Raw genomic sequence first — 23,381 nt, 5'->3', positions numbered from 1 at the left:
CTAAAGTTGGCACACCGCTTGCTTTTATTTAGGTGTAGAGAAGATTGAGAGGTGAATATGATTGGAAAGAAAGCTCGTTCTTGCATCCCACGGAAAATTAGCTTCAGGGATTACATCTTCGCTGGAATTAATTTGCGGAAGGCAAATAGCCATCGAAACGCTGGATTGCTATTTGACAGAGGATTTTGATCTAGAAAAAGAAGTAAAGAACATCATGAATAGATATCACGATTGTGAATTAGTTGTAGTGACTGATTTATTTGGCGGAAGTGTGAACAATGAATTTTTGACACAGATTGATCGTCCGAATTTCTATTTAGTTGCGGGGATGAATTTGCCTTTTTTAGTTGAATTGACGATGCAGCTTCAGCAAGCTGATTCATTGCCGAAGTTGATTGAAGCGACTTTAGAAACTTCTAAGCAAACAATTCAATTTTGCAATCAAGCGATTACGAAACAAATGGAAGAAGAAGAATTTTAATAAAAATGGAGGGATAAAAATGATTTTATTAACAAGAGTGGACCATCGTTTGCTTCATGGTCAAGTCGCATTTTCTTGGACACAAGGGTTGGGAGCAGATTGTATTTTAATCGCTAACGATGATGTACCGACGAACGATTTGCGTAAGACGACGATCAAGCTGGCAAAACCACAAGGAGTTAAACTCGTTATCAAAAACATCGAGGACTCTATCGTCGCGCTGCAAAGCGGTGTAACAGATAAGTACAAATTATTTATCGTGGTGGAATCGATTGCGGATGCAAAAAAATTGGCGGAGGCGTTTCCAGAGATTCAAAAGATTAATTTAGGCGGGATCAAAGCCAAGGAAGGTACACGGAGTATCGGAAAAGCGGTTAATGTTTTGCCAGAGGAAGAAGAAATGTTGAAGGAAATGGTTGGTAACGGACTCGAAGTGGAGATTCGACAAGTACCAGCCGATAAAAAAGTTGCTGTTACTGAAGTTCTTTAAAAAAGAAAGGTTGAAGAAACATGCTTATTCAAGCAATTTTACTTGGTTTAGTCGCATTTATTGCTCAATCTGAGTACGCATTAGGAACATCGCTATTATCTCGTCCGATTGTTACTGGTCTTTTTACCGGGATTGTACTAGGAGATGTAAAGGCCGGAATTATTATGGGAGCAACCCTAGAGTTGGCATTTATTGGCTCCTTCTCTGTTGGCGCGGCGATTCCACCAGATGTAGTGACAGGAGGCATTTTGGGAACTGCCTTTGCGATTACCGCTGGTGCTGGAACAGAAACGGCGTTGCTGCTAGGTTTGCCGATTGCCACATTAACTTTAATTCTGAAAAATATTTATCTAGGTATTTTGATTCCGATCATGAACCAAAACGCGGATAAATATGCTGCTGATGGGAATTATAAAGGGGTAGAGCGAATGCATTTAATCGCTGGCTTTGGTCTATCTTTGATGTTAGGACTAGTTGTCATGATTTCGTTTATGGTAGGGAGTAAAACCGTTGGAAATTTATTGGATATGATCCCTGAATTTATCCAGCACGGATTATCTGTCGCAACAGGCTTGATCCCAGCACTTGGGTTTGCGATGCTTGCTCGACTGTTGATCAATAAACAGGTAGCGCCTTATTTCTTCTTAGGCTTTGCTTTGGCTGCTTATCTTGAAATTCCAGTGACAGGAATCGCAATTTTTGGTGCGATTGTAGCGGTAGTGGTAATCAATATTATGAATGTGCGCGGCGGACAAAATAACAGTGTCCAAACTTCTACAGGGGAGGTAGTGGATGATGATGAAGACTTCTAATGAGAACAATGAGTTGAAAATTACGAAAAAAGATTTGAGTAAGGTGTTCTGGCGTTCGTTCCAAATGGAATTCTCGTGGAACTACGAGCGACAAATGAATCTGGCTTACTGTTATGCAATGATTCCGATTTTGAAGAAATTGTATAAATCTAAAGAAGCGATGGCGACAGCGTTGAAGCGTCACCTGGAGTTCTTCAACACCACCCCTCATATCGTGACATTGATTCTAGGGATCAACGCGGCGATGGAAGAGGAAAATGCCAATGATCCGAATTTTGATGTTTCCACAATCGATAATATCAAAACGTCATTAATGGGACCATTGGCTGGGATTGGCGATTCCTTCTTCTGGGGGACTTTACGCTTGATTGCTACTGGCGTGGGGACTTCTTTGGCATTGCAGGGCAATATCTTAGGACCAATCTTGTTTATTCTGATTTTCAATATTCCACATTTATTGTTCCGCTATTTTGCAACCTCTTGGGGCTATAAATTGGGAACCGGCTTCTTGAAGAAGATTCAGGAGAATGGCATGATGGGCAGCTTGACCTTAGGTGCTTCAATCATCGGGTTGATGGTTGTTGGCGGAATGACTGCTTCAATGATCGATATCAATATCCCGCTGAAAATCGGGACAGGTGAAAATGCGGTAACAGTTCAAAGTATTTTTGACGATATCGTGCCGCGAATCTTATCACTGGGAGCTTTTGGCGCAGTTTTCTATTTATTGAAAAAGGAAGTCAAAGCCTTGACGATTTTATTAGGCTTAGCTGTTTTCGGCATCCTTGGTTCGTTAATCGGGATCTTTTAAGAATGGAGGGAAAACATGTCAACAATGACAATGCTTGATTATATTGATCAAGAACAAGAAACATTGACGAAAATTTTAACCGAGTATGATTTTTCGACGGATACACAATTGGCAGAAATGAATACTGTCACGATTCTAGCGACAGGTTCCTCTTACAATGCGTGTTTATCAGCAAAGTTCGCGTTTGAAACATTGGCGGATGTCACGATTACAATTGAAGAACCCTATAATTTCAATCATTATGGACGCTTGATCAAAGGAACCGATACGATTATCGGCGTTTCCCAAAGCGGTAAAAGTGCCTCGACAATCGATGCGATGAAGGAATTAAGTGGCACCGAGATTCAACGGATCGTGTTAACCAGCGATGTAGAAAGTCCGATTGCTCAAGTGGTTGATAAAGTCATTGACCTAAACATGGGAATCGAAACCGTTGGCTTTGTTACAAAAGGCTTTTCAGCAACAATTTTACAATTGATCCTGCTGGCAATCAAAGTCGGCGTTTCGAAAAAACATATTGACGAGCAAAAGCTTCATGCGCTTAAGGAAGAATTAGCGGAGTTGATTACGCATATTCCAAGTGTGATCACAAAATCCAATGACTTTTTTGAGCAGCACGAAAATCTGCTGAAGCTTGGCGGACGTTTCGTTGCACTAGGTTATGGACCGAACTGGGGAACAGCCAAAGAGTTTGAAACGAAATTCACTGAAACTGTACGCCGACCTAGTCAAGGCTTTGAATTAGAAGCTTACATGCATGGTCCATATTTGGAAGCTGATTGGGAACATACGCTGTTCTTTATCGAAACACCTAGTGTGAATCTTGAAAGATCACAGGCTTTAGCGGCTTATATGGATAGTTCTGTTGGGAAAATCCTGAGGGTGACGACAGAAAAAGCCTCTGATAACGATACTTTAGGTTTAGATGTTGAGGTTTCAGAGCTTTTCTCTCCATTAGTATTGATTATTCCGTTCCAACTGCTGGCGTATCGCACGGCAACGGCGAAGGGAATTGATTTAAGCAAACGAATTTTTGATGATTTTGACGCAGTATTAAAAAGTAAAATATAAAGTTGAGGAGTTTATGACATGTTGAAATTTAATGAACAGCAGCAAATTGATGATATCCAAGGAGCCTTAGAACTACGCCCACAGGTCGAAAAAATTGTTGATGAGGTTTGGGAAAAAGGCTACGACAATATATTTTATTTAGGAATCGGCGGTACTTATGCTTCTGCTATGCAGGCAGTAACGTATATTAACGGTCGCAGTGATCTGCCAGTGTATGTGCAGCACGCTGCTGAATATTATACTACCGGTAATCGCAGACTGACGAAGGACTCATTAGTGATTCTTTCTTCAGTAACAGGCACAACGGAAGAAGTCGTGAAGGCAGTGGATATGATTAAAGAAGTTGGCGCGACATTATTAGGCTTCATTGATACGGCAGGCACGAAACTGGCTGAAAGCTGTGATCACGTGATTACCTATCCGAATCCTGGAACTGAGCAAATCAAATTTTTCATGGTTGCGGATCGTTTGATGAACAAGAATGGCGATTTTCCAGATTATGAAGAGTATTATGAGGAATTGGAAAATCATTTAGCCAAAGGGTTAGTCGAAGCAGAAAAACAAGCAGAAGACTTTGGCCGTGCGTTTGCTGAAAAACATCGTCACGATGATATGCATTACTTTATCGGGGCTGGTAATCAGTGGGGCGCCGTTTATTCATACGCGATGTGCTATTGGGAAGAACAAAGCTGGTTACGCTCTAAATCAATCCACGCTGCTGAATTCTTACATGGAACACTAGAAATCGTTGATGAAACCACACCAGTAACATTGTTCTTAGGGGAAGATGAGCAGCGTCCATTAGCTGAGCGGGTGAAAAATCTGTTACCACGTATTTGTGGAAACTATACCTTCATTGATTCCAAGGATTACCCAATCAAAGGCATCAGCGAGAAAAATCGCGGCCGAGTGCTACCGCATTTATTAATGCACTGTGTCACCCAACGAATCGATGCCCATGTTGAAAAATTAAATTGCCATCCATTAGACATTCGTCGTTACTACCGTCAATTTGATTATTAATATTTTGAGACCTCTTTGCGTGAAGTAAAGAGGTCTCTTTTGCGAGTCCGACTTTTTGCAGGATCAAAAGTTGGTAGTAAAGTATTCATCTTAGAAGGTCAAACATACGAGAAGTATAGTCGGATCGTATGCGAAACGAAAATAAACCTATTTTTCACGCTTTTAGAAAAATAGTACCAAAAAAAGAGATAGCAGCGAGTCCGACTTTTTGCAGGATTAAAAGTGGTTAGTAAAATCTTCAACTTAGAAGGTCAAACATACGAGAAGTTTAGTTGGATCGTATGCGAAACGAAAATAAACCTATTTTTCACGTTTTTAGAAAAATAGTACCTAAAAAGAGATAACTGCGAGTCCAATATTTTTGATGAAAAATCGTCAACATAGCAAAGAAAGTGCATACAACCTCTTGAAACCGACAACACTATATATTGTGTTGTCGGTTTTGTATATCACTAATTAGACACAAAATCTAGTCTTTACATCAAAAAAAATTAGGAGTACTATTATCAAGGATTTAAAAGATAAATTCTTATTTTAATGAGAGAGGGATGGATGAAACGATGCTATTAATAGCTGGCACAATCGGTGCAGGGAAGAGTAGTTTGACAGATATGTTGTCGCAGGAAATGAATTCAAAACCATTTTACGAGAACGTGGATGATAACGAAGTATTGCCGTTGTTTTACTCGAATCCAGAAAAATATACATTTCTGCTGCAAATATTCTTTTTAAATAAACGCTTTTTGGCGATGAAGGATGCCTTGAAGCAAGCGGATAACGTGCTTGATCGTTCAATTTATGAAGACAGTTTACTGTTTCATTTGAATGCTGATCTTGGGCGCGTAAGTCAACAGGAAGTGCTGCAATATGACAACTTATTGGACACGATGTTGAAGGAATTGGAGACTGCCGCACCAAAGAAACGGCCTGATTTAATGGTTCATATTAAGGTTTCCTTTGATGTGATGCTGGATCGGATTCAAAAGCGTGGGCGAGATTACGAACAAATTGCCGCAAATCCTGAGCTGTATGATTACTATCGAATGGTCAACGAGCGTTATGAGCAATGGTATGATAATTTTAATATTTGTCCAAAAATCCAGATCGACGGCGATCACTACGATTTTGTCGCTGATCCGCAGGCTGCTGAAACAGTGATCAAGCTGATCAAAGAAGAAACGAATAAGTTGAATCAGCAGGAACTGAAAAGTCCTTGTTATTATTCAAATGGAAATATTGAAAAAGGAATTTTTTAATAGGTCCTTTATTTGAGAATTAAAGAACGTCTGTTTTTTCGAGGGTATAGATATAAAGATGAATCCCTAAATATTTATAACGAGGAGCTCCACCATGATAAATTATTTTAAATTTTTACTTCACCAGTTAAAAGGCTGGCCGCAACAAAATTATTACCTCTTTTTCTTCAGTCTAGGCTGTCAGGTGATGACACTAGTTAACCAACCGATCAACCTTCTAACTGTAATTACCTTCATCGGTACAACTTTAGGGGTTTTATGTATTCTGTCCATTAATGCCGCAAAGTCGGTCAATGGTATTTTAGGAATTATCTCGGCAATCTGCTTTATTTATGTTGGCTATTCAGCGAAGAATTATTTAAGCATCGGCGAACAGATCGCCTATATGATCACCCTTGATATTCCTGTTTTATTAAGTAAGGAATGGAATCACAACATGGCCGCAAAAATCCGCAAGTTCACCGGAAAAACATGGGGGATTGCGATTATCAGTACCATCATCGTTTATTTTGTATCGGGTTATTTGATCCAACGCTTCACCGACGATCCGCGGCCTTGGATTGATGCGATTGCCTTTTCTATTAGTCTGAGTGCCGGAATTATCAGCTTCTTACGCTACAACAATCAATATTTCTGGTGGCTGGCTTCAGGCCTTGCCCAAATGGTTCTTTGGTTCATTTCATTCCGACATGGCTCCGCCAGCTTAGCGATGTTTGTCAACAGCTCGGTTTATTTGATCAACGATGTGTTGGCCTTCACTGTTTCTCCTTGGTACAACAAAAAGGAACGTGCAAGAATGCAGCGGATGGAAGAAGAGTATTATCATCTGAGTCACTAATTTTAAAAAAGTGATGTTCTATTATTTGGCAACAAGAACAATCATGATTTGAAATGATTCAGGCGATATTAATGCTATAGACAACTTGTTACTAGCTTTGTAAAATTCTAGGATTATATGTGCACGGTTTTAAACGGAAATATTTGTTACTTAAAATATTGCGTAACTTGTATTAAACTGTGTAAAAGGAGTGGTTTTCTATGGAAAATATCATACCTGTTTCAGATATGCGGTCCTATAACCAAGTGTTAGCTAATGTGAAGGCTGGACAAGAAGTTATATTAACAAAAAATGGTCGAGCAAGATACGTCGTAAGTGATTTTGAAGAGTATCAAAAAATGAAGGCTACTCTTACTTTATTTGAAGAACTGCATAAGGGGAAGCAAGCGTTGAAAGAGGAAGGTCATTTGACCTTGGACCAATTAAAGGCTCGAATGAATGAAAAACTATAGCTTAAACATCTCTCCTCAAATTGAGAATGATTTGTCAGAAATTGTTTTCTATATGAAGGAAATCGGCAGTTACGAAACAACGGTGGCTGATTTTTTGGATAAGATTTATACAGCTTTTGAATTTTTAAAAGTGACAACGTTGCTTGGTCAGACTTTAACGGCTAAAATAGATGCACCGACTAACATGCGTTTTTATATCTTAGAACAGTACATTATTTTTTATGAGATTGTCGACGAGATAATTGAAATCACTCGAATAATTCCTACAAACAAAGATTATATTCGTATTCTTGGGTTTTAACAGTCAATGAAATACCGACCTTCAAAGTTAGATTTTTCTAATTTCTGAGGGTCGTTTTTTTAGTATTCAGGAAATAAGAGCTTATCTCGAAGAAACTGCACTAAAAATCCAATTAATTTCATCCGTTATCCACATTCCTGGCTTTTTCAACGCATCAAAAGGTACCCACGAGCTTTTCATAAAAATCTTCTCAGCCTGCCAGAAGCCATCACTCCGTTGTTTCGTCTTCAAATAGTCAAGTGCCGCTTGACATTCAGGCCGATCTAGAAGCTTTTCAGTTTTTAAAACACTAAGAGCTTCAATGATATTTGTGCGATAAGGATAGGGGTAAAAAAGCGTGATCAAATCATCGTATAAATACTCGTCGTTGTTCTGATGGAAAATCACCCGATGCTTCAAAAAATAGTCTAAACCTTGTTGTAACTTCGTACGAAGACCGGGAAGCTCTCCGTATTTTTCTGCATACTCTGAGAGGGCTTTGACTGATTTTACGACACCATCATAGCAAGGTGAATTTCCGACACAGCCCCCAAAGCGTTGAAAGAGGTCCTTGCCCTGCCAATTGGAGGGCTCGTTTCTATCAAATGGGAAGTAAGAAATGATCCATCGAACACCTTGTTCAGCCCATTCTTTTTTGCCAGCCCGAATAAAAATTGATGTGCAAAGTGCATTATGACAGGCCAGAACACCGTTTTGTTTTCCAGTTAGTGAAAAGCCTTCGTCAACATTTGTTTGCTTGTAAAGTGTGTTGAGCATGACTTGAACCGTTTCCAACCGTTCAAAGAAGGGAATTTCCGAAAGCTCTGCTAATAGAAATTCCAGCTTTCGCAGACCGGTGAAGGTATCTGTGCGAATCTTTTCAGCCAGAATTTTGGCGATAACCGCTGAATTTTCCAGACAGTGCTGAATATCCGCTGACTCTGGACAGCCAATGTCTCGTACGTATTTTTTTAATTGTAAAGCAGAGTCTAACTGAGTCTCTTCGTTAATCATAACCACACCTCGGAATCTTTTTAAAAGTCAAAAATAGTTCAAATCATCTTAAGTGTAGCATTCCGAGCTGAAAGTTGGAAGCTGCTTTTACATTGAAAGTGTACCTTTACTACAAAGGGTTAAAACTGTTAATCGGTATCTGTTATACTTTAATCATCACTCTAAAAGGAGAACAATTTTGGGATACTCAATAATGTTTGTGGTATTAACTATTATTTGTATAGAATTTTATTTTTATAAGAAAGACATGAAAAACGCTTATGCCCGTTTGAATCAGTATAACGCTAAACCCCTGATTACCAGCTTCGGAAAAATGAACTATCTTGATGAAGGGTCTGGGGAGTCTGTTATCATTTCTCACGGGATATTTGGTGGATATGATCAGGGGATGACCAGTCTGAAACAAGTATTAGGAGAGGACTACCGAAAAATTGCCCCTGCTCGCTTTGGCTATTTAGGCTCAGATCTGCCGAGCGATCCCACGCCGAAAAATCAAGCTCAGGCCTTTGTTGAAATGATGGATCAGTTGAATATTGAAAAAGGCTATATTCTAGCAACTTCAGCAGGCGGTGCCGCTGGATTAAGGATGGCTTTGGATTATCCTGACAGGCTGAAGGGGTTGATATTACTATCCTCTGGAGCGCCAGATCAGAAAAGAACCCCAAAAGAAATAAAGGCAATGGGGCTGCAAGGACCCCCACCATTTATCGTCAATGACTTTATTATGTGGTTTTCAATGAAGCATTTTGGCTTTGTCTTCAATAAAATGATGGGTTCGACTATTGAAAGCAATAATTTGTTTGAAACCATGCTGCCAGCTACCCCTAGACGTCAAGGGGTGAAAGCGGATAGCGAGGTTACAAATACGGATATGTCCTTGAACTATGATGACTATGCTTTAGAAACGATCAGCGTGCCGATTTTAGTTTGTCACGCGAAAGATGATCCAATGGCGAAGTATGAGGCTATCGAAAAGTTGCTTAAACGAGTTAAGGCAGATACTATAATTTGTGAGACCGGCGGACATACGATTGATGGCAACGGGGATGTGATCGATCAAGCGATTCGTGGCTTTATTGAGAAAACGAGCTAGTTAACGAAAAGAATTTTTAATGAAGTGATAAAAAGCCAGAAGCTCTTTCAATGAAGAAAAGGGTTTCTGGCTTACGGTTTATCAAAGAATCATTTACGTTCAGTTGTTACCGATAACGTTCAAACAATTTCTCATTATAGGCATCGCCGCCATCGATATTGCTACTTCTGAAAACTGGAACATCGCCGCCTTTTTCAACTTCAAGCTGAACGAACGCGCTGACTAAAAGCTGGACGATAAAGCAGCTCATGATGGTTGAGGTAGGCCCTGTTTTTATTTCATCATTATGAGAAAGGCTGGCATCTCCGTAAACAGAGCGATTATCAAGGACAACATCCGCAAGCTCAAACAAGCGCAATCCGCTCTTGTGCCGGCTAATACTATTTTTTGACGCCTCCAAAGCAGTAATGGCAATGATGCTAACGCCCATCTCCTTAAGTCGCAGCCCCAGTTCAATTAACAGCGCATTTCGTCCAGAATTTGAGGTCATGACGATTACATCGCCTTTTTTAAACGGATACAATTCTAGCAAAACAGCGGCGTATTCAGTAGTTCGTTCAATCAGCGTGCTTTTGAAGGCATGATTCATGCCTAGTTCATTTTCAAGGATCGGGATAAAGCCCGCATAGCCGCCTGCGCGGGCAAAGACTTCCTGACCGACAATATAGGAATGTCCCGTGCCAAAAAAATAAACCTTATTTTCCGTCTCAATACAAGTACTCATGAGTGTCGCTGCTTTAGTTATCGCCTCTGACTCATTGCTGATGACGTATTCCATGTTTTTCTGAAGTTCTTGATAATAATTCTGCATTAAGTTCATTGAGTAATTCGTCCTTTCCGAAAAGCAAAAATCGTTTCCTTTACCGCTTGTGGCAAGAGGTACTTCAACTCCATGATTTATCTTTATCGACAAAAAAGCAAGCAGTTTTTTGGATTATATTTGCGAATAATTCTTAAGTGCTCAACACCTGCGACTAATCCGTTGTGGGTGTTTCTTTATGTTCTCATTTAAGACGGATTTTTCTAATAAAATAAGAATATTTTTTATTTGACAATATGTCTAAAAGACTTATAATAAGCAAGTCGATATATCTAAAAGACTGATACTGTTTTATCGAGAGGGGGATAAAATGTACGATTTACTGCTTTTAGGCTCATTGATTACCAGTGATAAAACCGGCTATAAGCTTCAAAAAATCGTCGGCTCTGCATTGCAGCCGATGCGGAAGGTTTCTAGCGGGGTATTGTATCCATCATTAGAAAGATTAGAAAAGGAAGGGCTCGTGACTTCCACGATTTATGAGGATGGGCGAAAGATGAAGCTGTGGCATATTACTACAAAAGGTGTTGACCGCTTTATTGAGTTAATGAAGGAAAAAATTCCTTCTGATGCGAAGCGCAATGATATGATCCATTTCAAATTACGTTCGCTGGATAGCGTGGACCTTACTGAGCAGCTGAGAATCTTGGATGAGTTCCAACTGTTTATTGAAAAGGATCTAATGTTCTATCAAAAGGCGCAGGCAGAAATGATTGATTCTCAAGTGCGTTTTCCGGAAAATGCAGAACGCTTTCGTATTTTAGTGGAGGCCTATGAGTTGGATATTCAAATTGCCAAAACAAAATTAATCTGGATAAAAAAACAAATCGCTGATCGAAAGTAATGATCTACTGAAGCGATTGAATGTTATAAATAGTAGGAGTTGGAACAGTTTATGAAAAATTCTTCAAGAAAATGGTTCTCGTTGTTCGCGATGTCATTAGGCGTATTTATGGGCCTTTTAGATGTGACTGTAGTAAACGTCGCATTACCGACTATGCAAAAGGCCTTCAATGAACCCTTTACGCAGCTGCAATGGGTGCTGAATGCTTATACCTTAGTGTTTGCGGTCACGTTGCTGATCGTGTCAAAAATGGGCGATATGTATGGACGAAAAAAAATCTTTTTAGCTAGTTTGATTCTTTTTGTCATCGCCTCTGTAGTGAATGGCTTTGCACCATCCTTATTGATTTTAGATATTGGTCGTGGTGTCCAAGCAGTCGGTGGGGCTGGAATGATGTCCTTGTCGATGGCGCTGGTGGCTTCCAATTTTGATGGGAAACAACGCGGTCTAGCTTTAGGTATTTTAGGTTCTGTTATTGGTTTGTCTTCGGCTTCTGGTCCGCTAGTTGGCGGCTTGCTAGTAGACGCCTTTGGTTGGGAATCAATCTTCTTTATTAATTTGCCGATCGGAATTATTGCCGTCTTAATGACGGTTCGTTTTGTCAATGAAACACCAAGCTATGGGAAAGATCAAAAAATCGATTTTATCGGGATGATTTTATCCGCGGCAGCACTGTTCAGCGCAATCTATGGTTTGATTCAAAAGGAAACCCACCTCAGCTGGGCCTGGACTGATCTGCGCATAGGTGGATGGCTGCTTTTAGCGGTTGTTTTCTTAGCACTATTTATTTTTGCGGAAGCCAAAGTACAAAATCCTATGATGAATTTGTCGATGTTCAAAAATATCAATTTCATTGGTTCAGTATTAGTCGCGTTTGCTTTAGGTTCTGGTATCTACGCTTTTAATACGTACTTGACAGTCCTAATGCAAAACTATATTGGCTGGTCCGCCTTTGATACAGGGATTCGTCAATTGGCCTTATCGATTTGGTCATTGATTTTAGGACCAGTCGTTGGAATTCTTGGTAACAAATTCTCGAAAAAATGGATGATCGTTGCTGGACTATTAGTCAGCGGCGCTGGATTCATTTTTTTGATCGGTCAATTATCTCCAACGATGGGCTATGCTCAATTATGGCCAACGTTAGTCATGATCGGAATCGCCAACGGAATTGTTAATCCGGTATTGAACTCGGCTGGTTTAGAAGGTGTGGCTCCGCAGGAAATGGGCATGGCTTCAGGATTACTGAATGTCTTCCGCCAATTTGGTACCAGCTTTGGAGTAGTAATTTTAGGCTTAGTCGAAGCCAATCGTTATGGGAATGTTGTAAGTCAACAGGCTTCTTCGCTGCATCTACCAGAAAAATTAGTGAACGGATTAATCAAAGCCGGGCCATTTTCCGGTCATGAAATTGCTTTTTCAAATGCACTAAGTAAAGCGCCATTTGCTCAAGATTTACAGAAGCTGGTTGTGGATGCTTTCGATAAAGGCTTGATTCAAATCTGTTATGTTGCCGGAACCATCGTTCTGATTGGTGCCATTGGCGCGGCGATCTTTATGCGTGAAAGTAAGGAAGTAGTCGAATAAGTTTTTAATCAGCAATCGGTTTTTGATTGCTGTTTTTTTCTGTATTTGTTATGGTTGCTTACAAATAGTACCTTTAAAGGAGAACGCAACCAATGGGATTATTGATTAAGGATGTAGATGAAAGCAATTGGCGTGATATCGTTGCTCTTTCTGTTTCAAAGGATCAGGAGGCGTTCATCGAGACGAATGGTCAATCTTTGCTGGAGGCAGCCTATGATGTTTCTCTTAACTGGCAGCCATTGGCATTGTATGATGATCGTCAGTTGATCGGTTTTTCCATGATTGGGGCCAAGCAGGATAAGTCAATGTGGCTGGATCGATTAATGATCGACGCAAAGTTTCAAGGAAAACACTATGGGACCTTGTTTATTCCTTTACTGATCGATTTTATGAAAGAACAGTATGAGATTGAGCGGATTTATTTGAGTGTGCATGAGGAAAATGAAAAAATTATTCCTTATTATCAGCGCTTTGGTTTTATTAACAGTCAAAGGCATGATCCGGAGAATAGTGAACGGGTGATGTATCTTGACTTGTAGAATTGGATTGCCTTTTGCTCTGTTTATTGCTAGAATGTAAGGAAATTATGAAGAACTTTTAGCAAAATCGCCGGGTTTTGTTTTGAGTAGCAGTCTGCCCCGTAGGCCATAGGAGGGTAGGATGCTATTTTTTTGTGGAGGGAATCAAATGAATGAGATCAAAGGTTATGTCACACGAAGCGTGTTAAGCACACTAGGATTATCGCTGTATATTTTAGCGGATACGTTTTTTATTGCAAATGGGGTGGGAGTGCTAGGCTTGGCGGCCTTAAATATTGCACTGCCGATATTCAATCTACTGACGGGGCTTGGGCTATTGTTGGGTATGGGCGGCGCGACGTTATTTGCGCTGAAGGGAAGAAGCGGCGACTATTTTTCTCAGCTGCTGGTGATTGGTGGAATCATCGGACTCTTTTTTACTGGACTAGGGGCCTTTTTCAGTCAAGATTTGGCGTTACTTTTAGGAGCAAGTGGCGAAACTGTTGCGTATACAACAATGTATATGCGCTTTATTTTGGTGATGGCGCCATTTTTTATCTTGAACAATTTATGTCTAGCATTTATTCGCAACGATCAAAATCCGCAGTTGGCAATGAAGGCGATGATTTTTTCCAGTGTTTTCAATATCATTTTTGATTATATTTTTGTTTTTCCAATGAATATGGGAATGGCTGGTGCAGCGTTGGCAACGGTATTGTCTCCAGTACTTAGTCTGCTCATTTTGAGTACTCACCGACATTTCTCAAAGCGTTCCCTTTCATTGAGATGGGCGATTCCGAAGCTAAAGACGGTCACTCAAAGTGTGTAGCTGGGGTTATCTTCCTTTCTTGCGGAAATGAGTACGGGTGTAAGTATCCTAGTCTTCAATCAGGTATTGATCGGCTTAGGCGGAGATATTGCCATTGCTGCTTATGGAGTTTTGGCAAATATTCTAGTAGTTGCGCTTTCTTTATTTACTGGCGTCGCACAGGGAATTCAGCCATTAATCAGTCGTGCCGCAAACAAAGAAGACCGCACCACTATCCAAAAGACCTTGTCCTTTGGGTTAAGGGTTAGCTTTGTTATGGCGGTTGGCTTGTATCTGGTCCTATTTTTCTTGAAATACCCAATCATTTCCGCGTTTAATCGTGAAAATGATCCAATCCTGATCCGATTAGCTGCTGCTGGTATTCCGATTTTCTTCTTGTCATTATTTGGCTCTTCACTGAATGTCGTTTTTAGCATTTTCTTTTCAGCGATCGGTCGTGCCAAACAGGCTTTTGCGTTGGCATTGTTCAGAGGCTATTTTTTCTTAATACCTTTAGTGCTTGTTTTAGCGAACTTCTGTGGATTAACGGGAGTATGGGCGAGTTTGCCGATCACTGAACTTATGACACTTCTGTTTGCGGCTTATTTTTTACGCCAATATCAAAAAGCCAGTAAAAAAGATTCGACAATGAACTCAGCGATATAACAATTGGAAATAATTGAAAAATTTCCGGTCATGTCGAGATTGATAATAGAATAAGAATTCATGACTCATCGGAAAACCGATGGGTTATTTTTATTGCCTCTATAAGAAAAGTAGAAATTTTCACATGAAAAAATCGCTTTACAGCAGGTATATTCATGTTTGACTTCATGAGCTCACTTTTCTAGGCACACAGTTACTGCTAAACTCCGCTAAGCAGAACTAGTATATCGGCAATAAGCAAAAATATTCCGAATCTGAAATATGGGTGTCATTTTTCAAACCAAACAAAAAGACCTGTTATCTTTTTCATTTTTTTAGAAATATAAGAATCCCTTTTCGAATTCCAAGGGTAGGTTATCCATACTCACCAACAGCGGATTTTAAAATAACTGAATATTTTTAAAGTAAGAATGTATCTCTTACTTAAGTTAAAATAATATTCACCATTTATTCATATAAATGCCATAAACGAGCATTTTTAGATGAGTGTTTTCATAACACAGCAGAGCTTTATTTTATTATAAGGTATGCCTAATTTAGCTTCTAAGAAGTCCTGTCAAAGTTATTTATTGTAAAACAATCTAGTTGTTCAGAGATTATATTCTTGTTAAATTCCTATTAACTTAAGTGATCAAACCATTTTGCTGGTACCAAAAAAATAGTTCAAATAAATTATTTTTAGGGGATGAAAAGATTGAAGAGGGATTATCGAAAGTTAATGGACCAAAAAGCACGAGAAAAACGACGTTCAAGAAAATATATCTATGTAGGAACTTCAGTAGCGACAGGCTTGTTACTAGGATTGACACCGATTTCAATAGCAACTCCGTTTTTTTCAACGCAATCTACACAGGCTTATGCAGCGCTGATAGATGGGCAATTATTTAGTAGTTTGAACTCTTCCAATTCAAGTGGAACAACTGATACGAGTCCTTTTACTATTGAAAATGCTGTTAGAAGTGTGGATTTCACCATTTCAGCTGATAGCGGTATTGATCTAAGTGTGGTTGCAGGCAATAGAATGGCTGTGTTGGCAATTCCTGAAGAACTTCGAGGTCACGTAGCACCGAATGGTACAGGAACGCTCTCAACGAATATTTTACTTCCGGAAAATGGTCTAGCTCCATTACTATCGATTGTTGATGGCGCAACGACTACACTAATAAACTCGATTAACACCTTGATTAACTCTAATCCATTATTGAATATAAATTTAGATGAGGTTTATGAACAATTAAATCTATTAGAAAACTTGAGCAGCCTGACTGCCGCAGATGTCGCATTGCAATTGCAAACCCAAGGGGATCAATATATTTATGCGGATCTTGACGGTGTATTGGAAACGATCATTCGAGAAAACGTCAATCAAATACTTAGTGATTTGAATAGTGCTGTTCAGGCACTGACAATTACAGGTACCGGAGCCGGACTTCTGAATCAAACGCTAAATCTGACGCTAAAACCCATTTTCAATGGAACCTTTGCCACTGCCCAAGCTTTAGTAAATACAGGCTCAACATTAATTGGTGAGCTTGCAGATGCGAGTATTTTAGGAGAAACGAATGTTACGATTCCAACAACTATCATTGATCCGATCCCTCAAGAGTTAATTGATCGAGGAATAGACTTGACTAGACCTTATGAAGCAGGATTTTTAGCTACAATTGTGAAAACGAATCTTCTTTCAATTGATATTGCCACAGAAAATGATGGCTATACACCAATCTTTTACAAGGTAGCACAAGTAACTGCACCATATGATGTAGTAGTTACAGGGAATTCATCAACGGATTATAAAGTTACAGGGTATGCGGACCCTAATACGATTGTTAGAATTTATAAAGACGGCACAGAAATTGCTGAAGGAGAGACGGATGAGAATGGTCGATTTTCAATTCCTGTCTCTGCAGAAGATGTCGATGCATTGGATCAAATTGAATTAATTGCCTATGATCAAAACAACGTGCCAAGTTTACCGACACCTGCAATTATTCCAGATGATGATGAAACGGACGCTGACGCCGATGCAGACGCCGATGCAGACGCTGATGCAGACGCTGATGCAGACGCTGATGCCGATGCAGACGCCGATGCAGACGCTGATGCAGACGCTGATGCTGATGCCGACGCCGATGCTGATTCTGATTCTGACGCCGATGCCGATGCTGATGCCGACGCCGATGCCGATGCTGATGCCGACGCTGATGCCGACGCCGACGCTGATGCCGATGCTGATGCTGATGCCGACGCCGATGCTGATGCCGATGCCGATGCAGACGCTGATGCCGATGCTGATGCCGACGCTGATGCCGATGCGGACGCTGATTCTGACGCTGATGCCGACGCCGATGCTGACGCCGATGCTGACGCTGATGCCGACGCCGATGCTGATGCGGACGCTGATGCCGATGCGGACGCTGATTCTGACGCTGATTCTGACGCTGATGCCGATGCTGACGCCGATGCCGATTCTGACGCCGATGCGGATAGCGACGACAACAGAGGAGTACCTGTAATGGCGAATAACCAAGGTACACCACCGACATCTTCTCTAGGAAGATATAGTGCAAGTGGGTCAGGAAGTGTTGGAAGCGGAAGAACTAGTTACCTTGGAAGCGCGAAACAATATCCAGCAACCGGTGAGGACACTGACACATCGATCACAGCGTTAGGAGCATTAGCCGCATTCTTTTCTGGTATTGGTATATGGAAACTTAGAAAGACAAAAAAAGAAGACTAAAAAACGGGATTGATGAAGGGAATGTTCCCTTCATTGATCTTTTATGGGGTGATAAAATGTCGATTCAATTAATTGAAAATAAATTCCAAGTGGTGGAAGAGCTGCTTAGTAAGATGCGGACAAAGCAGGTGAGTCCTCTCTTAATTATCAGTATCGGTAAATTCGCAGAACGCAGTCAGGTCGTTGAGCTGTACGGCGATAATTATCAAACAATTTGGAATGATTTTTTATCATACTATAAAAGAAAGAACCTTGAACAAGCCCCGTATTTTCGACTAGATGTTGTAACAGAGGAAAAGAAGATTACTTTCCAAGAACTTCAGGAATTGATTGGCAGTGTCAAAAGGAACAACTACGGCGATTTCAATTTTCGGGTAAATGGAAGAAAGAAGCAGAGCTTTTTAATGGAAGAACTGGTGGGAAATGCGATCTTAAAGCCTAGCAAAGAGCACAAGGTCGGGCGAAATCTACCGGAACTTTCAATTGATGATCAAAATTATCGTGGCTATATGAAGAGAAAATATGGCATAAGAAACGCGAAGACAGCTCAGTTATCAACTGCTCCACTGTATCTATTTAAAACCGAAGCTTTTTACTTTGAAAATGATCAGGTTTTTCCTTTGATTGATTATGGAAATGGCAATCGGGTGCGGTCCGTTTCGGTTTTAAATTTGAATCAAATGACTGATCTAGTGATTGAAAAAGGCAGTGACTATCTAAAGCGCCAATTAACAGAGACAGGACAATTTATTTATGGTTATTTCCCCTGTTATGACCAACGAATAAAAGGCTATAATTCTGTCCGACATTTTTCTTCCTTATATGCGTTAGCCGAAGCTGCCGGATACACGAATGATCAACAAATAAAGCCTTTACTTGAAAAAAGTCTTCAATGGGGCATCCAGCATTTACTCTCAGAAGTCTCGGGCTATCTTTTGGTAAAGGAACCGTTAAGCTCCAGTGTAGAATACAAGCTGGGAGCACAAGCAACAGCGATTTTAGCGATTGCTAAATATAGCGAAGTCACAGGAGATTCGCAATTTCAACCGATTTTAAGGCGATTGATTGTTTCTGTAAAGGATAAATTTATAACAAAGGACAATCGAACCATCCATGTGTTGGATTCGCAATTACAAATCAAGGAAACATTTAGAATCGTTTATTATGATGGTGAAATCCTTTTTGCCCTGCTTCGGGCTTATGGTATTTTCAAAGAAGCAAACATCATGCAGATTTGTGAGGATCTCATGAATCAATTTATCGCCGATGACTACCAAAAATATCATGATCATTGGCTTAGTTACGCAACCAATGAACTGCTGATTTATCAAGAAAAGAAAGAGTATTATCAATTTGGCTTGGACAATGCACTTGGGAATATTAACTTCATTGATAAACGAGATACGGCTTATCCCACAATGTTGGAGTTGCTAGTCGCAGCGTCTAAAATGATTGAAAAATTATCAAGTAGCGAACTGAAAACGCAAATATTCCAAAGCTCAAAAGAGTTCAATGTTGTGAAGGACAGGATCAATTCAGTCATGAGAAAAAGAGTTCAGCATGAAATCACGACTGGCGTCATGTTTCCAGAATTTGCCCAATTTTTCAAACAACCAAATACGATCAGCTATGGCTTTTTTGCTAGACATGACCGTTTTAGAATGAGAATCGATGATGCTGAACATTTCCTGTCAGGATTAATTAACTATCGACTACATGAAATGAGGAGGTAAGGATCATGGTAGGGACGATTCGTTTTATCGCATTAATACTCATCGCACTGTCTTATTTCCTTATGCGTTTGCGGAAGAAGAACGAACGGAGCGAGGACTCACAAAAAGACGACTTGCAAAATTTCCAAAAAAACGAAGAGGGACTCTATCCTTGGGAAGCTGATACGGACGACTCGCCAGATCGGATTCCAGCAAATGCGAAACGCTATGTAAACAAGGCTCGATTAAAACGAGGAAGATGGTAGAAACAAGAAAAACGAGGAGAATTGGAAAGCATTCTCCTTTTTTTTGTTCAAATGTTTGAATATCAATGCTATAGTAGTGGAATAAAAGAGCAAGAAACAAAAGTTTACATAATATAATTATTTGTTTATTAGATCGTTTGGGTTGAAATGAATCTGGTTCATGGAAAAGAGGGTGTCTTTTTGAACAAACAGAAGATTGTTGGTGTATTACTGATATTGTTGGTTATTCTAATAAGTGTTTTTTCCTTCAAAGTAACCGAAGCCTGGATGTTTAAAATAATGATCTGCGCTGTCGCACCATTTTGTGTTTTGATCTACGATAGGTTTATCAATCTGAATAGAAGAGCAGCCAATTATTTCTTTGCGCTGCCATCGTTGATTTATCTATTAATGTGTTTTGAAAATGGCGCCATTCATATTATTCCATTCTTTGTTTTGATATTTATTTTCTTCGTTGTCTTTGTAACAGGGATTGCAGGATCAATGAAATCACGAGGGAAAATATAATATTAGCACAGCACTTCAGACACGATATACCAAAAATAAAAACGAGCGAACATTTGCTTTCAATCCAAAGAAAGCTGTTCGCTCGTTTTTTATTATGAAAACAGCTGCATTAAAAATCCTGAGATAATTAACACGATCGCTCCGCCTAAACGATTTCCCATTTGGGCAAAGGCGATTAATTCCATGCGGTTAGCAGCAGATAAAACAGCTACGTTACCGGTTCCGCCCATTGAGTTATTGCATAGACCGGCAGTAATCGTTGATTCGACTGGGTATAATCCGAATAGACGACCAACGAAACCAGAAACGACAGAAATAACAATAACACTTGTCAAGCATAGGACAACAAATTGCCACGTTAATGCGGAAGCTAGAACGTTCAAGTTCAATAACGCAATACCGATACCAGCTAGTACAGCAGCAGTCAGGTTTTTAACAATCAAGTTGTTAAACATGATTGCGGCATCTTCATAATATTCTGGCAAGATATTGGTAATTTTACAAATAACTACGATGATGATCATGAAGGCATAGGCATGGATCTTTGGAACAAAGAAGTTACAGATTTGACCTAAAATGTAGAAGGTCAATGCCACCATCAGCCCAACACCTAGTTGAGCAATATCAGGTTTAACTTCACGAGGTTTGCCATCGCCAAGATCGCCTTTTTCCATCAGCTTCCCATTACCATTTAATTTTGGCAATGATTGTCCCGCACGAGCAACTAACGCAGCACCAATAATTGCTAAAACATTTGTCATGGCAGTTGCCGGGATCAAACGAGAAATAATTGAGGACGCATCCGTTCCTAAAACGTGAGCATAAATCGTTGATAAAGGAACAGCGCCAGCACCGACACCACCAGCCATCGCAGGCAACGAGATATATAAAACAGAATTCGCAAAGCCGTTACCGATCAGCATACCAACCAATCCGACAGCGAAGAAAGAAACGACCATAGAAATAAGTGCTACGGGAATAAAACGAACAGAGGCTTTCATTAATAACTTACGATTCATTCCAAGAATACTACCGGTAATTAAAGCCGCGATATAAAAGTCTAAAAAGCCCATATTGCTGACAAAGTTTTGCGTTGATTTTACGACTTCAGCAGGTAAGATACCAAAGGTTGCGATTGCTGCAGAAGCGAAGATCGCAAAGACTGAGCCGCCGCCTAAATAGCTTTTGACGATCGGAATTTTATTGCCGATAAAATGAAATAAATTCCCAAAAATTACTAGAATAGCGATTGGTCCAATCATATTTGTAGGCAATTTGCCTAAAGCCATCGCTACGATCAGGACAACGACCATGATCAAATAAATTGGAAGGCTAACACCAGTGATTTTGGTTGACCAGAAGCTGGTCTTTTTTTCTTCAACTGGCATCGCAGTTGTTGATTCTTTTTGTGCCATTTTTAAAAGATCCTTTCTTTAGTAAAGCATTGTTGAATCCATAAAAATGGGGAGTAGCATTGCATCTACTCCCTCATTTTAGAGAGTGGTTTTTAGTTAGTGGAAATCGAGGAATTAGTCTGTGTATTCAGGGACCCATTTAGCTGCTTCAACCGCTGCTTTGACATCTGTGATTTCTTCGCGGTTCAATTTTTGATCAACGACTGATTTCACTACCGTTTCAGCGATGATTTGAGAGAATTCCGTCAATTTAGCAACAGGAGGCAAGATAGACGCACCTGGTTTTGTCACATCCACGATTCCGCCTAACGCGCGACTTGCTTGAGAAATTATTTCATCATTTACGCGAGTTGAAGTCGAAGCGATCAAGCCTAAACCAAGTCCTGGGTACATTAGGGCATTGTTGGCTTGGCCGATTTGGTAAGTCACGCCTTTGTATTCCACATCAGCAGCAGGGATACCTGTACCGATCAAAGCTTTTCCGTTAGTCCATTCGATCAAATCTTTCGCTGTAGCTTCTGCCAATTTTGTTGGATTTGATAACGGCATAATGATTGGACGAGCAGTGTGTGCCGCCATTTCCTTGACGATGGTTTCGCTGAAAGCACCTGGTTGTGTAGAAGTGCCGATCATGATTGTTGGATGAATTTCTTTTACAACGGCTTCTAAGTTTGTTAATTCTTCGCTGTTAGTAAATTCAGCACGTTTTCTTGCAAATGGAATTTGACCAGGTGTTAAGCCTTCTGTATCTTCAAACAACAAACCTTGTTTGTCGACTTGGTAGAAGTGTTTGCGTGCTTCTTCTTCAGGTGTTCCTTGACGAACCATTTCTTTTAATAAAATGTTGGCAATACCAACGCCGGCAGTCCCAGCACCGAATGTCAGGATGGTTTGATCTTTCAAGGCTTCACCAGAAATGTTCAATCCGCCTAATACACCAGCAAGAACAACGATTCCGGTTCCTTGGATATCATCATTGAAGGTCGTGATTTTATCTTGATATTTTTCTAAAATGTTTGCGGCATTGCCACGGCCGAAGTCTTCCCAGTGTAATAGTAATTCAGGGAAAAGATCTGTCGCTGCTTCAACGAATTGATCAATGAAATCGTAGTAAGTGTCGCCAGTCACACGTTCATGACGGTTTCCCAAGTAAAGTGGGTTATTCAACAATTCTTCGTTGTTCGTACCAGCATCGATGGAAACAGGTAAAACTTGTGCAGGGTTGATTCCAGCTGCAGCAGTGTAAACCATTAATTTACCGATGGCGATATCCACACCGTTGACACCCCAGTCGCCCATGCCTAGAATTCCTTCTGCGTCAGTCGCAACGATCAAACGAATGTCACGGCCGTCAGCGGCGTTTTTCAAGCTGTCTTTGATACTTTCTGGATCATCAATGGATAAGAAAGCCGCATCTTGTGGTTCAACGAAAATTTCGTTGTATTGTTCGATTGAATCAGCCACAACTGGATCATAAACGATTGGCATGAATTCAACTAAATGTTGGCCCATCAATTTGTAAAATAATGTCCGGTTGGTGTTAAACACGTTCATTAAGAAAATGCGTTTTTCCAAATCTGATGGTTTGCTTAAGTATTGTCCGTAAGCTTGAACGGCTTGTTGCTCTAATGTTTGAACGGTACTAGGCAGCATCCCAGTAATACCATATTTTGCTCGTTCTTCTTTGGTAAAGGCTGTTCCTTTATTTAAAAAGGGGTTGTTTAATAAATTTAAACCTGTAAGCATAATTAAATCCTCCTAAAATTTGATTGCAACGGAAGTATAAAAGGTGGAGGAAAGTATAGTCAAAACGTTGGGTAACGATAAGTTTTGTTTATATGAGGGATATGATTAAAAAAGTAAGGGAGCTGAGGAAA

24 protein-coding genes are annotated in these 23,381 nt (G+C 40.1%); 20 read left to right on the top strand and 4 right to left on the bottom strand.

From position 1 onward, the window contains the following. Positions 1 to 61 precede the first annotated feature (61 nt). From OMU_RS02865 to OMU_RS02820, 10 genes are all read left to right on the top strand, one after another. Positions 62 to 481, top strand: a complete 420-nt coding sequence (locus OMU_RS02865) for a PTS sugar transporter subunit IIA (RefSeq protein WP_016178457.1) — start codon at positions 62 to 64, stop codon at positions 479 to 481. A 19-nt stretch (positions 482 to 500) separates the two neighbouring features. Continuing rightward, entirely contained in the window at positions 501 to 971 is a 471-nt protein-coding gene (locus OMU_RS02860) for a PTS sugar transporter subunit IIB (RefSeq protein ID WP_016178456.1), read from the top strand. 20 nt (positions 972 to 991) lie between these two features. After that, positions 992 to 1,783 (top strand): PTS mannose/fructose/sorbose/N-acetylgalactosamine transporter subunit IIC, encoded by a 792-nt coding sequence (locus OMU_RS02855; protein ID WP_016178455.1) that lies wholly within the window; start codon positions 992 to 994, stop codon positions 1,781 to 1,783. Continuing rightward, positions 1,767 to 2,594, top strand: a complete 828-nt coding sequence (locus tag OMU_RS02850; RefSeq protein ID WP_016178454.1) for a PTS system mannose/fructose/sorbose family transporter subunit IID — start codon at positions 1,767 to 1,769, stop codon at positions 2,592 to 2,594. Before OMU_RS02855 ends, OMU_RS02850 begins: the two co-directional genes overlap by 17 nt. A 15-nt stretch (positions 2,595 to 2,609) precedes the next feature. After that, positions 2,610 to 3,665, top strand: a complete 1,056-nt coding sequence (locus OMU_RS02845; protein ID WP_016178453.1) for an SIS domain-containing protein — start codon at positions 2,610 to 2,612, stop codon at positions 3,663 to 3,665. A gap of 18 nt (positions 3,666 to 3,683) precedes the next feature. Next, positions 3,684 to 4,688: an SIS domain-containing protein gene (locus OMU_RS02840; protein WP_016178452.1), complete on the top strand. Its 1,005-nt coding sequence runs from the start codon at positions 3,684 to 3,686 to the stop codon at positions 4,686 to 4,688. Positions 4,689 to 5,236: 548 nt separating this feature from the next. Further along, positions 5,237 to 5,944: a deoxynucleoside kinase gene (locus OMU_RS02835; protein WP_016178451.1), complete on the top strand. Its 708-nt coding sequence runs from the start codon at positions 5,237 to 5,239 to the stop codon at positions 5,942 to 5,944. Between the two features lie 94 nt (positions 5,945 to 6,038). Beyond that, positions 6,039 to 6,782: a nicotinamide riboside transporter PnuC gene (gene pnuC / locus OMU_RS02830; protein WP_016178450.1), complete on the top strand. Its 744-nt coding sequence runs from the start codon at positions 6,039 to 6,041 to the stop codon at positions 6,780 to 6,782. Between the two features lie 200 nt (positions 6,783 to 6,982). Further along, positions 6,983 to 7,234, top strand: a complete 252-nt coding sequence (locus OMU_RS02825; protein WP_016178449.1) for a type II toxin-antitoxin system prevent-host-death family antitoxin — start codon at positions 6,983 to 6,985, stop codon at positions 7,232 to 7,234. After that, entirely contained in the window at positions 7,221 to 7,535 is a 315-nt protein-coding gene (locus OMU_RS02820) for a type II toxin-antitoxin system RelE/ParE family toxin (RefSeq protein WP_016178448.1), read from the top strand. The genes OMU_RS02825 and OMU_RS02820 overlap by 14 nt, the downstream gene beginning before the upstream one ends. 81 nt (positions 7,536 to 7,616) lie before the next feature. On the opposite strand, the gene OMU_RS02815 is transcribed toward OMU_RS02820, so the two are convergent. Next, entirely contained in the window at positions 7,617 to 8,528 is a 912-nt protein-coding gene (locus tag OMU_RS02815) for a hypothetical protein (protein WP_016178447.1), read from the bottom strand. A 178-nt stretch (positions 8,529 to 8,706) separates the two neighbouring features. On the opposite strand from OMU_RS02815, the gene OMU_RS02810 reads away from it, so the two are divergent. Next, positions 8,707 to 9,621, top strand: a complete 915-nt coding sequence (locus tag OMU_RS02810) for an alpha/beta fold hydrolase (protein WP_016178446.1) — start codon at positions 8,707 to 8,709, stop codon at positions 9,619 to 9,621. Between the two features lie 106 nt (positions 9,622 to 9,727). Here the strand turns inward: OMU_RS02810 and OMU_RS02805 are convergent, their stop codons facing one another. Continuing rightward, complete coding sequence (locus OMU_RS02805; protein ID WP_016178445.1) at positions 9,728 to 10,441, bottom strand: sugar isomerase domain-containing protein; 714 nt, start codon at positions 10,439 to 10,441, stop codon at positions 9,728 to 9,730. Positions 10,442 to 10,751: 310 nt separating this feature from the next. Here OMU_RS02805 and OMU_RS02800 point away from each other — a divergent pair, with 310 nt between their 5' ends. The 9 genes from OMU_RS02800 (at position 10,752) to OMU_RS02760 (ending at position 20,089) form a co-directional block, all read left to right on the top strand. Then, entirely contained in the window at positions 10,752 to 11,285 is a 534-nt protein-coding gene (locus OMU_RS02800) for a PadR family transcriptional regulator (protein ID WP_016178444.1), read from the top strand. A gap of 51 nt (positions 11,286 to 11,336) precedes the next feature. After that, positions 11,337 to 12,872: an MFS transporter gene (locus OMU_RS02795; protein ID WP_016178443.1), complete on the top strand. Its 1,536-nt coding sequence runs from the start codon at positions 11,337 to 11,339 to the stop codon at positions 12,870 to 12,872. 92 nt (positions 12,873 to 12,964) lie between these two features. Next, positions 12,965 to 13,411 carry a GNAT family N-acetyltransferase gene (locus tag OMU_RS02790; RefSeq protein WP_016178442.1) on the top strand — a complete coding sequence of 149 codons (447 nt, stop codon included), beginning with the start codon at positions 12,965 to 12,967 and terminating at the stop codon, positions 13,409 to 13,411. A 148-nt stretch (positions 13,412 to 13,559) separates the two neighbouring features. Beyond that, a complete protein-coding gene (locus OMU_RS23635; RefSeq protein ID WP_016178441.1) occupies positions 13,560 to 14,219 on the top strand; it encodes an MATE family efflux transporter in 660 nt (219 codons plus the stop codon). Between the two features lie 27 nt (positions 14,220 to 14,246). Next, positions 14,247 to 14,864: an MATE family efflux transporter gene (locus OMU_RS23630; RefSeq protein WP_016178440.1), complete on the top strand. Its 618-nt coding sequence runs from the start codon at positions 14,247 to 14,249 to the stop codon at positions 14,862 to 14,864. Positions 14,865 to 15,558: 694 nt separating this feature from the next. After that, on the top strand, positions 15,559 to 17,604 hold the full coding sequence (locus tag OMU_RS02775; RefSeq protein WP_233421603.1) for an adhesive domain-containing protein: 2,046 nt from the start codon (positions 15,559 to 15,561) through the stop codon (positions 17,602 to 17,604). 56 nt (positions 17,605 to 17,660) lie between these two features. Beyond that, positions 17,661 to 19,337: a hypothetical protein gene (locus tag OMU_RS02770; RefSeq protein ID WP_016178438.1), complete on the top strand. Its 1,677-nt coding sequence runs from the start codon at positions 17,661 to 17,663 to the stop codon at positions 19,335 to 19,337. 5 nt (positions 19,338 to 19,342) lie between these two features. Continuing rightward, positions 19,343 to 19,582 (top strand): hypothetical protein, encoded by a 240-nt coding sequence (locus OMU_RS02765; protein ID WP_016178437.1) that lies wholly within the window; start codon positions 19,343 to 19,345, stop codon positions 19,580 to 19,582. A 180-nt stretch (positions 19,583 to 19,762) separates the two neighbouring features. Then, a complete protein-coding gene (locus OMU_RS02760; protein ID WP_034875844.1) occupies positions 19,763 to 20,089 on the top strand; it encodes a hypothetical protein in 327 nt (108 codons plus the stop codon). A 92-nt stretch (positions 20,090 to 20,181) separates the two neighbouring features. Here OMU_RS02760 and OMU_RS02755 read toward each other — a convergent pair whose 3' ends face one another. Further along, positions 20,182 to 21,504, bottom strand: coding sequence for a 2-hydroxycarboxylate transporter family protein (locus tag OMU_RS02755; RefSeq protein ID WP_016178436.1), 1,323 nt, complete (start codon positions 21,502 to 21,504; stop codon positions 20,182 to 20,184). Between the two features lie 114 nt (positions 21,505 to 21,618). Next, the gene (locus OMU_RS02750) at positions 21,619 to 23,250 is read right to left on the bottom strand and encodes a malolactic enzyme (RefSeq protein ID WP_016178435.1); all 1,632 of its coding nucleotides are present in this window, start codon (positions 23,248 to 23,250) and stop codon (positions 21,619 to 21,621) included. Positions 23,251 to 23,381 lie beyond the last annotated feature (131 nt).

Origin of the sequence: Enterococcus avium ATCC 14025 (assembly GCF_000406965.1) — a bacterium.
Lineage (GTDB): Bacteria > Bacillota > Bacilli > Lactobacillales > Enterococcaceae > Enterococcus_A > Enterococcus_A avium.
Note: the sequence above shows the minus strand (reverse complement) of the source record. Positions and strands in the feature narration are given on the sequence as shown.